Here is a 14,662-nt window from a genome sequence, read left to right on the forward strand (position 1 = left end):
AGTTAATAATTCAAAAATAGATTCAAGTATGTTGGTATTTGGGGGTTCTGTTACATGAAACAATCAGCTAAAGTTGTTGGGATTATTATTTTGTTTACGTTTATTTGTTCAACTATTATTTTTAATGGTTCTATTGACGATTTTGCACCAAAACATATGGCGTCGATTTCTGAAATTACTCATAAAGGTCAATTACCAGAATATTCGCAAAGCCCAGCTTTTTATGCGTTTGGTTCAGTTATTCAAAATATAGCTAATTTATCTGGAGTAGATTTATTGTATTATCCTCTCCAATTTTTTGCGTTTTCTCTCGTATTTTTGATATTTATCACAAAAATATTAGACTCTTATATAATTGCAAGTGTCATCGTTTTTATTGAAATGATTTCTGGTTCACTTGGAACTACTAAAATCTTTTTTTGGCCCCATGGGCTTGGTTATGTTTTATTTTACTTATCTCTTTATCTCTTACTTAATATTTTAAAAACCACTAATTTTAAAAAATCAGAACATCTATTACTCTTTATTGTTTCAGGTTCAGCTTTAGTTTTCATCTCTTATAACTTATATGCAATGTTAGTCATCCTTTTATTATTCATATTCATTTTGTTTAATTGTTTGAAAAGATTCGTGATATTTACATTTGATCAATTCAGAAATAATTGTTTTAATAATACTATGTTGAATTTGCTCTTAGTTTTGATTGTTGTTCAATTTGGCTTATCCAATTTTGTATATAAAACTTTTATTCCAACTTTAACCATTATCAAATCAGTTGAAATTACCGGCATTGATAAGTTTTTAAAAGCTTATTTTTCAACTGGAGTTGGAGGCGAACCTATCACTACAATGCTACTTGAGTTTCCGAATCTAATTACTATAATTAGTGGAATTAAATATTCTGTCTTGATGATTTCGATTGCTATGTTTTTTTATTTTTCATTTAAAAAAATAGTAAACAAAAAAAAGTTTAATGAAATTGATTTATTTGTATTATCTTTGGTTTTTATGAGTGTTGTTTATTCTTTTATAAGATTATATCTTGGTGGAATTGTTGTTAGTATATTCTATTTACCAGGAATTGTATGTTCACTGTGGATTTTGAGATATTGCAAAAGCTATCAAAAATGGTCAATTTTTGTAATTCTACTTTTATTAGTTTTAACCCCCTTCTATTCTTATACTTTATTTAGTAACAATCTTACAAACAAAGATATTTCCAAATTTGATTATTTTGATGCGCCTAGTGATTGGTATTTTGAACATAGTAGTGGTCATTTAGCTGTTTCTGATGAAATGACTAAAAATTTCATCCTTCTAAATATATACGAATCATCAAAAAACTCTCATAATATCAGCATTCAGGAGTTATCGCAACAATTTAAAATTTTATTAGTTGAAGACGCCACAAGTCTAATTAATTTAACGAATAAAAGTGATCTAAACAAGTATTATTTTATAAATTATAACTTTAATAGAATGAGTCTTCAAAATTGGATTATTATTAAATCATGGCATAATTACAAAAATGAAATTGAAAATAATATTTTAGTAAATAATATTTATGATGATGGGGGGGTATGTGTTTACTTTTAAAAATTGTTATTAAGGATTCTATTTATTTTTGCTATGGATGTTGAAATTCACTCATAAATCTGTATATACGCTTTACTCTTATAATGTGATCTCTATGAAAATTGCAATAATTACAAATTATTGGATAAATAGCTCGGGTGGTGGGGTGAAAACATATCTCACCAGTTTAGTAGATGAATTTAACAATAGGGATTATTTAGATGTAAGTGTAATTTTCAAAAGCGGAAAAGATTATGAAAATTACCACATTGAAGGCAATAAAATCGTTTTTGTTTTCAAAACGTTTTTGAATCTGAAACAGCTAAATCCTGATATAATTCATTCACAAGGGACATGGTATTGTTTGCTACCGGGATACGCTTATAAAAAACTATATGGCACAAAATTAGTTCATACCTTTCATTCTCAACCATTTGGTAAATTGAAGTTGGTTGGTAGGATATTTTTTCAAACGTTGTTAAATGGTTGTGATTGTATAACGTTTGTTTCTAAAAGTCTGAAAAAAGAGAATGAACGATTTGGTCTTATTTTTAATGAATATGCTATTACTTATGCAGGTGTGAATTCAACAGAAGTATCTCAAAAGCAAATAGCTGAGTTTAGTGAGAAATATAATCTCAAATCCAGTAATTATGTTTTATTAGCACAAGGATTTATGTCTAATAAGTTGAAAGCAAAAGGATCTACTATTTTAATTAAGGCACTTAAACATTTATTGAACAAATATCCTCAAACAATTTTGGTTCTGACTGGTGATGGAGCATTTTCAAACGAAGTAAAATTATTTGTTGAAGAAGTGGGATTATCTGAAAATGTGATATTTACAGGACATCTGTCTGATCCATTTGTACCTTTAGCAATTTGTAATATTTACACTCACATATCTCTTGCAGACGGTGTTCCTTTAGCTCTTTTAGAAGCAATGGCTATGGGTAAACCAATCATGGCTACTAATATTGGTGGAATTCCTGAAGCTATAGATAATGGGATTAATGGAATTTTAGTTGAACCTTGTGAAAATCAAATATATGAGGGAATAGAATACCTAATTTTAAATTCTGATGTGGCTACTAAAATGGGTTACAATGCAAAACAAACTGTATCAAACAAATTTACTTGGAAAAATGCTGCGAATGTTTTCTATGATATCTATTGTGATAGTCATAAATCGGAATGAATTTGATTTCAGTTTCACTTATTATAATTTATGATTGAACACATATTTTTTTATAAACAAAAGATGTATCAACAACGTAATTATCTGTGATATTGATGTAGCACTAGCTGCTCCAATTATTCCATAATTAGGAATCAATATCAAATTCAACATTGTGTTCATTAATGCGCATAGGGCTGTCATTTTAAACACAATATTCACTTTTCCAACACTTGATAATGTGTTTCCTACTGATCCAATTGGTGCACAAATAGAGTAACCAACTAATAATATTAGCATTGGTCTATAAGCAGGTAAAAATTCTTCTGTAAAAATTGTTATTATTAAATAATTACCAAAGACAGCTATAATTACTGAAATAAATAGTATGCCTCCAAAAGTTTTTACCATGGTACTTTTGATAAGCTTTCTTATGCTTTCAAAATCATTTTTTCCATAATATTTTGCCATTACTGGAGTTGTAACTCGCTGTACAACTTGTGGTAACAAAATAACTCCTTGCATGAAAATGATTGCGACAGCATAATATCCAACTTCAGTTTCATCCATGAAATGACCAACCATAAGGCTGTCTATTTGCATGTTGATGAGTCCGATCGAGTTGGCAAGCACAACATAAAAACCAAACCATGAAATTTCTTTGAGTACTGTTTTACTAATAAACAAAGAAGGTTGTATGTCATGCTTTGCAAGGTATATAGACAAGATTCCGATGAGAATTGTAGGAGCTACATAACCTATAATTGCTCCTGTCACGTCCATTTTAAAGAATAGAACAAGTGCAATGGATAGAATTGCTACTGATACATTTTGTGTAATGTTAACCAAGGCAAATGCCTGCATTCTTCTTTGGCCATTAAGTGTTCCTATTACAACTTTCTGAATGGCAATAAATGGGAAGCATATTGCTGTTATCTTCAGTAATTCTTCCATTGCAGGCATATCAAAGAAATTGATCGCTATTAATGGAGATAACAAGTACAGGAGAATTCCCATTGCTGATCCACTAATTAGTGAACCAATCACACCCGATGAAACAAACTCTTTTATCTTTCCTTCATCATCGCTATACTGTGCAATATACTTCGTCAAAGCAGCACCAATTCCAAATGCAGCGAACTGCATCCCGAACATATAAATTGTAAAAACAAGGGTGTAAAGGCCAAGTCCTGATGGTCCTAACTCTTTACCCAGAACGATTCTAAGCAGTAAATGAGATAAAGAAGCAGTAGCAAGGCTAATGAAAGACCATTGTACGTCTTTCATTGTCTTACTTACTTTAAAGTTGAACATGGAGTTGGCCTTTATATTTAGTAAACTTAGCTATTTATCAATAAGAGAATGTTCAGTTAACATCTCCTCTTCCAATACCACGATAAACGAATCCACTGTCAATAAACTTTGTAGGATCTACAACGTTTCTACCATCGATGATCACGGGTTTATCTTTGCCCATTGTGGTCTTAATGTCAGCAGGGTTCAACTTGAAGTAGTCGGAATGGCCGGTTAGAATAGCTATAACGTCAGCACCATCAACTACAGCATTCAGATCTTTCTCGATGGTCACGTTTGGATAGTCCAAAACGTGTGGGTCATGGATCCTTACTTCAGCACCGGCTTCGATCAAAAGGTCGTAGAGTGGTTCGGATGGGGGGTTCCTTGCATCATCGGAGTCGTTGATGAAGGCCCAGCCTAGCATAGCGATCTTTGAGCCTTTTACAGATTTTCCGACACTTGCAAGGGCATCTTCGGTGAGTTTGAACATGTGGTTGGGCATGAAGTCGTTCACTTTTCTTGCGAGGACGTAGATGGAGTCGGCGTTCTCGGGGTAGTCTAATGGGGTCTTTCCGGCGATCTCTATTCCGCGTTCCAGGTGGTAGGTGTCTTTGGTAAGGCAGTGACCGCCTACTCCGGCTCCGGGGTAGAGGATGGCTCGGGTGATGCCTTCGCCTTTCAGGCTATCTATTCCTGCGCGGACATCGTAGAAGTTTATTCCCATGGACTCGCAATAGAGGGCGAGCTGGTTGGCTGCTGCGATCTGGAGATCACGGAAGGTGTTCTCTGCTGTCTTGGTGACCTCGGCGGCTGTGGAGGTCATCGGGATGATCTTGCCTTTGGTCAGGACAGGGGAGTATAGTTCGATGGCTCGTTCTGTGCTTGTGTTGTCGATACCACCGACAATTCTGTCGTGTTCCTGGATGTTTCTTAGGAGGCGGCCTACCATTACGCGCTCAGGGGCGTGGGCAAGGGCGAAGTCCTCTCCGGCTATGAGGCCGGATTCCTCTTCGAGGATCTCTTTGGCCATTCCGTTAGTGGTTCCGGGGGTTATTGTGGATTCCAGTACCACCAGAGTTCCGGGGGTGAGGTATCTGCCTACATTGCGTATGCCTTCTATGAGTGCTCCGAAATCCGGGATAAGGTCGGTTGGATTTTCGAATGGGGTCTGGATGGCGAGGGTTACTGCATCCATCTCTGCAATTCTTGAGAAATCCGGGGTACACTCGAACTTGTTTGAGCCGGTGACCTTTCTCAGGAGGTCTTCAAGGCCGGGTTCTTCGCCTTTAAGTGGGCTTTCGCCAGCGTTGATCATGTCTATCTTGTAGCCGGATGATGCGGAGTTTCTCTGGAAGCCCAGGACCTTCTCGAACTTATCAACATCTGCAAAAAGAGCTGCTGCAGGGATGCCTACGTATCCCATGCCAAGCACGCCTATCTTTTTTATAGGTCCTCTTTCCTCTATGATCTTCTGTAACTTATCACTCATAATATCAACCTGTGTTATCTGTATAATTTGTATAAATATGAAATATCAAAAATATGCGATCACAATTGGATCGTCTTTTCCTGCTTGTATGATTCAATGGCAGCCATGCAAACTTCCAGCGCGTGCTTTCCGTTCTCTCCATTGGAATGTATCTTCTCACCTGTGCTAATACATTTGATGAAATATTCCAGCTCGTTCCTGAGCGGTTCTGCCTTATCAACCTTTGCTTCTCTTATCCAGTTCTCGTCATGAAGCTCCAACGTCTGGTTGATATAGTCCAGATATGCCACACCCTCAAGTCCCACTGCTGTAAGGTTGCGTATCTTGTGGGGAGTTAGCCAGTTGGTATCCACAAGTCCTGTAAGGTCATGGTCGAATCTTAGATGTATCGAAGCATGGTCCTCGAACGGATGGATATCCGCACCTGCAATAGCATGGACCTTGTTCACTTCAAGGCCGTAAAGGTATGAGATAATATCGATATCATGTACTCCGATATCCAGAATAACTCCAACATCCCTGATCCTTGGATTGTATGGGCCGACCCTTCGGGTCGAAATTGATACTATCTTCCCAAGCAGTCCCTCATCTATGATCTCTTTAAGTTTGATAACTGCCGGATTGAACCTTTCGATGTGCCCGATCATCAGGGCCTTGTTCGCAGCCTTCGCAGCCTTTATCATGATGTCTGCATTTTCCGGCGTGTCTGCGATTGGTTTTTCCACAAGCACATTAGTACCTGCTTCAAGAGCATCAAGACACACTTGTTTATGGAGCTTTGTAGGAACAACGATGCTCACGGCATCAAGGTCTTTCCCGAGCAACCTCATGTAATCGGTAAAATGTTCTGTCTCATATTTATCGGAAAGTTCCTTTACCCTTTTCTCATCGATATCTGAGATCCCGACAAGTTCCACGTCTTCCATCTCATGATAAATTCGTATATGGTTAACACCCATAGCTCCGGTTCCGATAACTCCGACACGTAACATGATAAAAACTCCTTAAAAACAGATAGATCTAATAAAAGTACAACTAATATACTATGTTCTAAAAATATTCATACGTTTTTCAGTATTGACAGATCTTCTCAAACCTGCGCCAAATTCCCCTGCAAGCCACTGCTTGTATTCTTTATACAACACCCGAGAGTGCAGCACAGATCTCTATCAGCTACGCTCTTATTCACCACAAACTTATTGCCACATACAGGACATGTCTTCTCTACGCTTATCATAGTACTTACCACCAGGGGTGCTATTTTTAAGATTACCACCTTTACACCCAGGACGTTTTTTATGGTCTAAATATATTTAAGGCATGTGGTTGTATTTTTTTGAAGGTCTACAGGAAAAAACAGGACATTCACTATCTTATTAGTTCGGTTGAACACTTTCATATCATGTGCAACAGGTAATCAGAAGGTATCTCAGTTATGTTTCAAATGGCCATGCACATCTATCTCGCCCTGTTCTATCCGCGTGGATGATATAGGCAGGTCATCTTCCGCCATCACATAATTTATGCTCACTATCTTTATCTCTCTTTTACCGTTGGTCTTTCTGATCTCATTGATCTTCCGGGCTACTGGTAAGGTTTCGGGGGACACTACGAGGTATTCGTAATCTTCTTCCAGGGTCGATCCGTAGGGATCTTTCAGGGTCTGGATGTTGTATTTTTCTTCTGGGAACCCGAGTTCTTTTATGAAAGCGGTCAGGCTTTTCTTGCGGGTTGCAATATCCGGGATAATTCTGTTCTTCCTTCCTGCCATCTCTTCGGATGTCAGGCCTATATCCACAACATCTCCTTTTGCCAGCTCGAACGCTTTTCTGATCAGTGCCATATGGCCATCGTGAAGGAATTCAAAAGTTCCTCCTACCGCTGTTCGTCCCATCGACTGCAAAAGGGGTTCGTATGACATAAGTGTTATGATGGGTGGGTGTTAAGGTCGTTGTTATGATCGTTGTTAGGATTGGTGTTATTCTTCGCACTGATCCTGAGAATCTGTCGGGGGAAATGCGTGTTTTGAATGGGTGGGTCGTTGCATCCCTGATGTTCTCCGGCTGTGTGCAGATGCATGCTTCTGCATGCCTCTGATCCCTGGGATACAAAACAGTTCCTGCGCAATGTGAACGTCTGTCGAACCTGCACTATTATATGCGGATGTACAAATGAGGTGGTATCTGTAATGATCATCTGGATTATTTTGTTATTCTCACTGATTGGTCGTATGTGGTACTATGATCCTGAACAATTGCCAATATACAACTATAATGAACACGCTGAGTCCTGCAAGTTCGAACATGTACGTGTTCGATACCTCCGGTGCAAAACTGTTCGCGGTAACTACCGAAAGATAATGTGAGAATCCTCCATAGGTGGTCCCATGCGGGAATTCCCATCCCATAATTGGCCACAAGAAAGTCTGTGGAACTGTCCACATACGGTCTTGCAAAAGGTGCATGAAGCTGGCAATTGACAGGATGATCATTCCTGTGCCATTCTCTTTGTGATACTTGTGGATAATAGCTCCCATGGCAAAGAGAACCAATACGAACAAGAATGTGTGGGCAAAGATCCTTCCATTAGCAAATATTTCTTCAAAGAACAGTCTGCCGATGGGTTTGTCGATCAGGTCTGGTAAAAGTGCCCCAACTGCAACGAATCGGTAATCGATCATGTTCCGTATGGATGGAACTAGAAGTGATATGACTAAAAAGATCGCGAGTGTAAGTCCCAAATGCCCAATGATAAACATAATTGGCAATGGTCTTGCCAGCGCCTTAAGGGAAATGGCACCATTTTTTGAAATTGTGGACGCGATTTATGTAATATTGCGCAACAGTTTAAAAATTGTGGACACAATTAGCATATAATGATGGGCACAGGGTATATGGGTAGTTCAACGGTACCTTCCTTAAGTTCAAATGATACACATTATCAATGAACAGTTAAAGATGTTTCATTTCCGGAAAATGTTGATATTTGATCGCATATCAAGCTGATGATCCGTTCGAGCTGATCTGAAGGGTAAGATCAATGGTCTCTATATTTCAGTTCATACTGATATATGATCATCTGGTCTGAAAAGGATAGTGGGCCGTTTGTTCACATTCCTTATTGGTCAATATACCCCTTTTTCAAGTTCCTTCTATTTTAGCAAAAAACAGCTTCATGCTCACTAAATATCTGGTTTTTATAATGGATTTTCAGCTCGAATACTTTCACCTTGCTTACCTCACGTATATATAGTCCTGAGGGATAAATGAAGAATAAATGTGCACATATAAACAAAAGAAACTGGTGCACCTATAGGAGTAATTCAAAATGACAGAAGTATTATTGGAAGATCTTGATCACGTAGGACCGGCAACAGCACAGAAACTCAAGGATGCCGGATTCACTACCATTGAAGCCATTGCTGTAGCCTCCCCGGCAGAACTTGCCAACAGTGCGGAGATCGGGGAATCCACAGCTGCAAAGATAATCAACGCCGCCAGGCAGTCAGCGGACATAGGCGGATTCGAGACAGGTGACCTTGTTCTTGAAAGGCGGAAACTTGTGGGCAAACTGTCCACCGGGTGCACGGAATTCGATGAGATGATGGGTGGCGGTATAGAGACCCAGTCCATCACGGAAATGTACGGTGAGTTCGGGTCTGGAAAGACGCAGATCGCCCACCAGCTTGCTGTGAACGTACAATTACCTCCCGAGCAGGGCGGTCTTGGTGGCTCTGTGATCATGATAGATACCGAGAACACCTTTAGGCCTGAAAGGATCGCACAGATGGTAAAAGGTATCTCTGATAAGCACGGCATCGAGTACGATCCTGAGGAGTTCCTCAAGAACATCCATGTGGCACGTGCCTTCAATTCCAATCATCAGATCCTTCTTGTGGACTCTGCCAATGAGCTTGCCAATGAGCTCAAAAATACTGAGATGCCGGTAAAACTTCTTATCGTTGACTCCCTCACTGCCCATTTCAGGGCCGAGTATATCGGCAGGGGTACGCTTGCCGACAGGCAGCAGAAGCTCAACAAGCATCTTCATGAGATCCTGCGTTTTGGGGATCTTTCCAATGCATGTGTGGTTGTCACCAATCAGGTCATGTCAAAACCTGACGCTTTCTTCGGCGACCCCACAAAACCAATAGGCGGTCACATTCTCGGCCACACTGCCACCTTCAGGCTCTACATAAGGAAATCCAAAGGAGAGAAAAGGATAGTCAAGCTCGTGGACTCTCCGAACCTGCCGGATGGTGAAGCCCTTATCTCAGTCACAACAGATGGTATTGGGGATGCCTGAGTAAACAATTATATGGTTCTTCGTCATATCTGATGGCATGGTCCTCAAAGCTATTGTCATTGATATTGACGGAACTATAACCAATCCTGACAGGTCACTGGACCTCGATGTCGCGAAAAGGTTTCGCGAATTGAACGTACCGGTGATCCTGTCCACAGGCAATCCCTTATGCTATGTCCACGCCGCTGCAAAGCTAATAGGCATCAGCGGGATCGTGATCGCAGAAAATGGTGGCGTGATCTCCACCGGTTTTGACAGTCCTTCCATCATAGCCGATGGCAAAGAAGAATGTGAAAAGGCCTATGAACTGCTTTCTCAATATCATGATCTGGTAAAGCTCGATGACGCATATCGCAAGACAGAGGTCGTACTTAACAGGGATGTCGCAGTCGAAGATCTCCGCAGTACCCTCTCAGAAAACGGTATTGATATTGAGATCATCGACACAGGTTATGCCATCCACATCAAAAGCACTGCCATGAACAAAGGTACAGGGCTTTTGAAAGTGGCAGAACTTATGGGACTTGAACCCACAGATTATCTTGCCATCGGTGACTCATGCAACGATGCTGAAATGATGCAGGTTGCAGGGTTTGGGATTGCAGTAGCCAATGCGGATTCTGATGCAATAAAAGCTGCAAGACACATTACCAAAGCCTCATTCGGCAAAGGTGCTCTTGAGGCCATTGAGTATGCTCTATCCAATGGCCTGCTTTAAAACTAAAAAAAGAATTATAGGCTGTTGTGTGCCAGGCTTTTTGCCATGATCTTATCAACAACTATGTAATCCTTGATAGCACTGACCGCATCAAAAGAAACTATAATATACTGTCCGTCCTTTTGATATTTGGAAGTGTCCAGACCGATGTCCGGCTTAATGATAAGGTCTTCCAGTTCGCCGGTCTTATTTTCCATTACTATATTGTTCAGTACGCCCAGCTCGGTTCCATCCGTGGCCATGACCTGTTTATTGGACAGGTTCTTTGCAAACACTTTTGCCATCATTAATCTCCCTCTGAATATCTATTAGAACATTTACATGTATCCCATATAAGAACTTGTTTCTTGTTTATGAGTTCCACCCTTGAGTTTGTCCTGTATCTTGCTATAGAATTCGGCCATATCTTCTGTTATAGTAGGCTTGACCTTCTCTATCGCAGCCAGGAAATGCCGTTCTTTGACGCTTTCCGCATCAAAATCCTCTCGTAGTGCAAGCATTGCAGCTTCTCTGCATACTGCTTCAATATCAGCTCCCACGTATCCTTCTGTCATGGCAGCAAGTGACTGGATACTGACCTCACTATCCAGTGGCATTTCGCGTGTATGGATATTGAATATACTTTCTCTGCCCTGGATCGTTGAATTGCCTACCAGTACAAGTCTGTCGAACCTTCCTGAACGCATCAGGGCAGGATCGATCATGTCCGGCCTGTTGGTGGCAGCAATAACAACTACTTCCTTTAGGGGTTCCAGTCCGTCAAGTTCTGTAAGTAATTGATTAACGACCTGCTGTGAGCTTCTTCCTGTCTCACTATCTGCTATCCTTGTCGTAGCAATGGAATCGATCTCATCGAAGAAAATGATACATGGGGATACCTGTCTGGCTTTCTTGAACGTATCACGCACAGCCTTCTCGGACTCTCCCACGAACTTTGAAAGCATTTGAGGTCCCTTTATACTAATAAAATTAGCATTTGCTTCATTTGCCACAGCTTGTGCTATCAGGGTCTTTCCTGTTCCAGGTGGTCCATAAAGTAAGATCCCCTTGGGCGCTTTGATCCCCATCTCAATGATCCTGTCCGGATGTTTCAGTGGCCACTCGACAGCTTCAATGATCTCCTGTTTTGCATCACTAAGACCTCCCACATCTTCCCAGGTAATGGATGGTATTTCCACAAGGACCTCTCTCATAGCGGAGGGTTCCACTTCCTTAAGTGCATCCTCAAAATCCTCTGCTGTGACAACCAGTTTTTCAAGCACTTCCTGTGATATCTCTTCCTCATCAAGATTTATCTCCGGGAGGATCCTTCGCAGTGCTCGCATTGAAGCCTCCTGCACAAGTGAAAGCAGGTCAGCACCCACAAAACCCTGGGTGTAGGTGGCGAGATGTTCTAGATCGACATCTTCTGCAAGCGGCATGCCACGGCTATGTATCTGGAGCACTTCCAGCCTGTCATCGCTATCTGGCACTCCTATCTCTATCTCGCGGTCGAATCTTCCTGGTCTGCGAAGAGCAGGGTCTATGGAATCCAGGCGGTTGGTAGCTGCGATAACGACTATCTGGCCTCTCTCTTCCATACCGTCCATAAGTGTCAAAAGCTGGGCAACTACCCTGCGTTCGACCTCACCTGTAACATTCTCACGTTTTGGTGCAATGGAATCGATCTCATCTATGAATATAATGGAAGGTGCATTCTCTGCTGCTTCCTCGAATATCTTTCTCAGGCGTTCCTCACTTTCCCCATAGAACCTTCCCATTATCTCTGGGCCTGCAACATAGAGGAAATTTGCCCTCGATTCATTGGCAACGGCCTTTGCGATCAAAGTCTTTCCCGTGCCTGGCGGACCATAAAGGATGACTCCCTTAGGTGGTTCTACATTAAGCCTCTGGAATATCTCATGATGCTTCAGAGGCAGTTCTATCATCTCGCGAACCCTCTGGATCTCATCCCCAAGACCTCCAATGTCCTCATATGTAATGCCTGTGGCAGTATCCTCATAACCTTCCACCGGTTTCTGGCGCAGTTCTATCTCTGTATTTTCACTGACTATTAAAATGCCTTCTTCAGGCTCACTTTCAATGGCAACAAGAGGTATGGCTTGATTCCCCGGTGCTGTTTGGGTCATTGAACTTGTTATTGGGATTACATCCCCTACGACGAAAGGACGTTTCAATATATTATGCTTAATGATAGCGTTTATGTTGCCCCCAAATTCCATCATCACGCCTTCAGGGGGTGCCAGTACGACCTTCTCTGCCACAAGTACCTCGGCTCTCTGGATATGGATCCTTTCTCCAATTCCTACTCCTGCATTTTGACGGGTGAACCCATCGATGCGACCTATCCCCTGTCCCCAATCCTGGCGGTCTGCACGCCAGACCTTTGCTGCAGTCTTCTTTTTACCAACTATCTCCACTATGTCCCCTGGCGATAGTTGTAAACTGAGCAAAGTGCTCGGATCAAGACGTATGATACCCCGTCCAAAATCGATTGGATGTGCTTTTTCTACTTTGATCTGTAGTTCTTCCATTGGTCTCATCCTTAATTGTTTTATTATTTTATCTGTTACAAGACATAAATAATATGTGGTTCTATGTCGCGTTTTTATAATTTTGATGAAGTTAATATAATTATGATCGCATGTGAAAAATGCAGTTTAGGTCAATTTGTTCTGATGCATATTATCATGCCACTTGTAAATGCTTTTCTGAATGATTAAACACATCGTCCCGGTTTCAAAAGGATGTGCGGGTTTTGTTCAACGATCGAAGATCCCTGGTCTCAGTATTTTTAGGTATATTTCGTAGTATGACGGTCAAATATATTGCCAAAAAAAGAGATGGATTGTAAGACCAAAGTGCTTTATCATCTTTGTTCCTGTTATGGATCTCGGTGATATCTCAAGTTCAGAGCTGTAAGTTTTCCATGAACTAGTATTAGCGGAACTGTCCGTTCGATATCGATCAATTCCGGTGTTCTATCCCCTTTCTTACCGGGACCCAATTCAAAATATGGACATTTACGGTCTCATTCCAGTTCATTTCTCCAAAAAGGTCTCAAGCCCCTTTCTTAGATCCACTTTCGGGACAAATCCTAACTTTTCAGCCTTTGATATATCGGCTACACTGTGTTTAATATCTCCTTCTAGCGGGTCCTTATAATCTGCCTTTAGTTCTTTTCCGAATAGATCTATAATTATCTCTGCAAGCTCATTGATGGTGGTCGATCTGCCAGTAGCTGCATTGAATGATTCTCCAATGGCTGTTCTTTTGGATATCATCAGGTCCACAAGGTCAACGATATCCCGTACATATATGAAGTCCCTGGTCTGCTCTCCATCTCCAAATATAGTCGGGGATGCTCCTCCTGATACCTTGTCAATGAACTTCGAGATCACTCCGGAATATGGATTTGATGGATCCTGTCTGGGGCTGTATATATTAAAAGGTCTTATACATGTAGTTGGCAATCCGTATGCTTTGTTATACATGATGCAATATTTTTCTCCTGCAAGCTTACTTGCCCCATATGGTGATAATGGCTCCTGTGGGTGGGTTTCACCTATCGGTACTTTCAGCGGGTTCCCGTATGTAGCAGCCGAACTGAAATACACGAACCTTTCAATGTTCGCATGACGTGCTTCTTCAAGCAGGTTCAATGTCCCCATTATATTGTTCTGTGCATCAAAAAAAGGTTCGTTCATTGACCTTACAACGCTTATCTGGGCAGCAGTATGGATTATTACATCTGTATTGCTCATATGTTCTGAAATATCATCTCTTATGTCGGCCTTGATCACAGACACTCCCTCAGGCACGTCCTTTCTTGTTGGGGATGAATAATTGTCGAGAATGGTAACTTCGTTCTCTTCATGAAATCGATCCACAAGATAACTTCCTACCTGTCCTGCTCCTCCGGTAATAAGAATTCGTTTCATAACTCTGATATGGTATTTCTTTTATATGGTCTTTATGATTTTTGTATAATATGTAATATCGCATTATGATGAGTATCATCACTTCTACAATTCATTCAGAAAGTTAATATAGTATTGTGCTAATAGTATAATTTGAGGATAATTACAGTTCTTTCCTCTCA

14 protein-coding genes are annotated in these 14,662 nt (G+C 40.7%); 5 read left to right on the forward strand and 9 right to left on the reverse strand.

Annotated features, from left to right (window positions below; translation table 11 throughout):
* The first annotated feature begins 54 nt into the window (after window positions 1-54).
* Both MBUR_RS10480 and MBUR_RS13120 read left to right on the forward strand, forming a co-directional pair.
* Entirely contained in the window at window positions 55-1,596 is a 1,542-nt protein-coding gene (locus tag MBUR_RS10480) for a hypothetical protein (RefSeq protein ID WP_011500042.1), read from the forward strand.
* A 94-nt stretch (window positions 1,597-1,690) separates the two neighbouring features.
* Complete coding sequence (locus MBUR_RS13120) at window positions 1,691-2,773, forward strand: glycosyltransferase family 4 protein (RefSeq protein ID WP_011500043.1); 1,083 nt, start codon at window positions 1,691-1,693, stop codon at window positions 2,771-2,773.
* 21 nt (window positions 2,774-2,794) lie between these two features.
* On the opposite strand, the gene MBUR_RS10490 is transcribed toward MBUR_RS13120, so the two are convergent.
* The 5 genes from MBUR_RS10490 to MBUR_RS10505 all read right to left on the reverse strand — a co-directional run bounded on the left by MBUR_RS10490 (window position 2,795) and on the right by MBUR_RS10505 (window position 7,431).
* Window positions 2,795-4,039, reverse strand: coding sequence for a flippase (locus MBUR_RS10490; RefSeq protein ID WP_157196716.1), 1,245 nt, complete (start codon window positions 4,037-4,039; stop codon window positions 2,795-2,797).
* Window positions 4,040-4,118: 79 nt separating this feature from the next.
* The gene (locus MBUR_RS10495; protein ID WP_011500045.1) at window positions 4,119-5,537 is read right to left on the reverse strand and encodes a nucleotide sugar dehydrogenase; all 1,419 of its coding nucleotides are present in this window, start codon (window positions 5,535-5,537) and stop codon (window positions 4,119-4,121) included.
* Window positions 5,538-5,596: 59 nt separating this feature from the next.
* The gene (locus tag MBUR_RS10500) at window positions 5,597-6,529 is read right to left on the reverse strand and encodes a UDP-N-acetylglucosamine 3-dehydrogenase (protein WP_011500046.1); all 933 of its coding nucleotides are present in this window, start codon (window positions 6,527-6,529) and stop codon (window positions 5,597-5,599) included.
* Between the two features lie 98 nt (window positions 6,530-6,627).
* Complete coding sequence (locus MBUR_RS14190) at window positions 6,628-6,774, reverse strand: hypothetical protein (RefSeq protein WP_198003741.1); 147 nt, start codon at window positions 6,772-6,774, stop codon at window positions 6,628-6,630.
* Between the two features lie 192 nt (window positions 6,775-6,966).
* Window positions 6,967-7,431, reverse strand: coding sequence for a phosphopantetheine adenylyltransferase (locus tag MBUR_RS10505; RefSeq protein ID WP_048063382.1), 465 nt, complete (start codon window positions 7,429-7,431; stop codon window positions 6,967-6,969).
* A 62-nt stretch (window positions 7,432-7,493) separates the two neighbouring features.
* On the opposite strand from MBUR_RS10505, the gene MBUR_RS13925 reads away from it, so the two are divergent.
* A complete protein-coding gene (locus MBUR_RS13925) occupies window positions 7,494-7,634 on the forward strand; it encodes a hypothetical protein (protein ID WP_157196717.1) in 141 nt (46 codons plus the stop codon).
* A 118-nt stretch (window positions 7,635-7,752) separates the two neighbouring features.
* Here the strand turns inward: MBUR_RS13925 and MBUR_RS10510 are convergent, their stop codons facing one another.
* Window positions 7,753-8,295, reverse strand: coding sequence for a metal-dependent hydrolase (locus MBUR_RS10510; RefSeq protein ID WP_011500048.1), 543 nt, complete (start codon window positions 8,293-8,295; stop codon window positions 7,753-7,755).
* 569 nt (window positions 8,296-8,864) lie between these two features.
* Between MBUR_RS10510 and radA the strand changes: the two genes are divergently transcribed.
* Both radA and MBUR_RS10520 read left to right on the forward strand, forming a co-directional pair.
* Entirely contained in the window at window positions 8,865-9,842 is a 978-nt protein-coding gene (gene radA / locus MBUR_RS10515; RefSeq protein ID WP_011500049.1) for a DNA repair and recombination protein RadA, read from the forward strand.
* 37 nt (window positions 9,843-9,879) lie between these two features.
* A complete protein-coding gene (locus MBUR_RS10520; protein ID WP_011500050.1) occupies window positions 9,880-10,560 on the forward strand; it encodes a phosphoglycolate phosphatase in 681 nt (226 codons plus the stop codon).
* A gap of 14 nt (window positions 10,561-10,574) precedes the next feature.
* On the opposite strand, the gene MBUR_RS10525 is transcribed toward MBUR_RS10520, so the two are convergent.
* The 3 genes from MBUR_RS10525 to MBUR_RS10535 form a co-directional block, all read right to left on the reverse strand.
* Window positions 10,575-10,844 carry a PRC-barrel domain-containing protein gene (locus tag MBUR_RS10525; protein ID WP_048063655.1) on the reverse strand — a complete coding sequence of 90 codons (270 nt, stop codon included), beginning with the start codon at window positions 10,842-10,844 and terminating at the stop codon, window positions 10,575-10,577.
* 33 nt (window positions 10,845-10,877) lie between these two features.
* Window positions 10,878-13,094, reverse strand: coding sequence for a CDC48 family AAA ATPase (locus tag MBUR_RS10530; RefSeq protein WP_011500052.1), 2,217 nt, complete (start codon window positions 13,092-13,094; stop codon window positions 10,878-10,880).
* Window positions 13,095-13,601: 507 nt separating this feature from the next.
* Window positions 13,602-14,501 (reverse strand): NAD-dependent epimerase/dehydratase family protein, encoded by a 900-nt coding sequence (locus MBUR_RS10535; RefSeq protein WP_011500053.1) that lies wholly within the window; start codon window positions 14,499-14,501, stop codon window positions 13,602-13,604.
* Between the last annotated feature and the right edge of the window lie 161 nt (window positions 14,502-14,662).

This window comes from Methanococcoides burtonii DSM 6242, assembly GCF_000013725.1.
GTDB classification, from domain to species: domain Archaea; phylum Halobacteriota; class Methanosarcinia; order Methanosarcinales; family Methanosarcinaceae; genus Methanococcoides; species Methanococcoides burtonii.

Excerpts from the sequence above, each read along its gene's own strand:
- MBUR_RS13925 (WP_157196717.1), top strand. The coding sequence starts at position 7,494 with ATGATCGTTGTTAGGATTGGTGTTATTCTTCGCACTGATCCTGAGAAT.
- MBUR_RS10490 (WP_157196716.1), bottom strand. The coding sequence starts at position 4,039 with ATGAAAGACGTACAATGGTCTTTCATTAGCCTTGCTACTGCTTCTTTA.
- MBUR_RS14190 (WP_198003741.1), bottom strand. The coding sequence starts at position 6,774 with ATGATAAGCGTAGAGAAGACATGTCCTGTATGTGGCAATAAGTTTGTG.
- MBUR_RS10535 (WP_011500053.1), bottom strand. The coding sequence starts at position 14,501 with ATGAAACGAATTCTTATTACCGGAGGAGCAGGACAGGTAGGAAGTTAT.
- MBUR_RS10505 (WP_048063382.1), bottom strand. The coding sequence starts at position 7,431 with ATGGGACGAACAGCGGTAGGAGGAACTTTTGAATTCCTTCACGATGGC.
- MBUR_RS10520 (WP_011500050.1), top strand. The coding sequence starts at position 9,880 with ATGGTCCTCAAAGCTATTGTCATTGATATTGACGGAACTATAACCAAT.
- radA (WP_011500049.1), top strand. The coding sequence starts at position 8,865 with ATGACAGAAGTATTATTGGAAGATCTTGATCACGTAGGACCGGCAACA.
- MBUR_RS10495 (WP_011500045.1), bottom strand. The coding sequence starts at position 5,537 with ATGAGTGATAAGTTACAGAAGATCATAGAGGAAAGAGGACCTATAAAA.
- MBUR_RS10480 (WP_011500042.1), top strand. The coding sequence starts at position 55 with ATGAAACAATCAGCTAAAGTTGTTGGGATTATTATTTTGTTTACGTTT.
- MBUR_RS10530 (WP_011500052.1), bottom strand. The coding sequence starts at position 13,094 with ATGGAAGAACTACAGATCAAAGTAGAAAAAGCACATCCAATCGATTTT.
- MBUR_RS10510 (WP_011500048.1), bottom strand. The coding sequence starts at position 8,295 with ATGTTTATCATTGGGCATTTGGGACTTACACTCGCGATCTTTTTAGTC.
- MBUR_RS10525 (WP_048063655.1), bottom strand. The coding sequence starts at position 10,844 with ATGGCAAAAGTGTTTGCAAAGAACCTGTCCAATAAACAGGTCATGGCC.
- MBUR_RS13120 (WP_011500043.1), top strand. The coding sequence starts at position 1,691 with ATGAAAATTGCAATAATTACAAATTATTGGATAAATAGCTCGGGTGGT.
- MBUR_RS10500 (WP_011500046.1), bottom strand. The coding sequence starts at position 6,529 with ATGTTACGTGTCGGAGTTATCGGAACCGGAGCTATGGGTGTTAACCAT.